This is a genomic window from Streptomyces megasporus (assembly GCF_000718985.1).
Classification (GTDB): domain Bacteria; phylum Actinomycetota; class Actinomycetes; order Streptomycetales; family Streptomycetaceae; genus Streptomyces; species Streptomyces megasporus.
Window position 1 is genome coordinate 1 of the sequence record NZ_JODL01000194.1, and the last position, 201, is coordinate 201.

Below are 201 nucleotides of genomic sequence, written 5' to 3' on the forward strand. Positions count from 1 at the left end.
CAGAACCGGTCCTGCCCGGGCGTGCCGAACAGATACAGGATCAGGTCCTGGTCCAACGTGATCCGGCCGAAGTCCATCGCCACGGTCGTCGTGGTCTTGTCCGCCGTGTGGGTCAGATCGTCGATCCCCGCCGACGCGGCGGTCATCACGGCCTCGGTGCGCAGCGGGTTGATCTCCGACACGGCGCCCACGAAGGTCGTC

The 201-nt window shown here is 67.2% G+C and carries 1 protein-coding gene; it reads right to left on the reverse strand.

Annotation, left to right across the window (positions count from 1 at the left end; translation table 11 throughout):
• Positions 1–201 (reverse strand): ATP/GTP-binding protein (locus IF47_RS0127330; protein ID WP_037733466.1); only part of this gene is annotated, 201 nt, incomplete at both ends.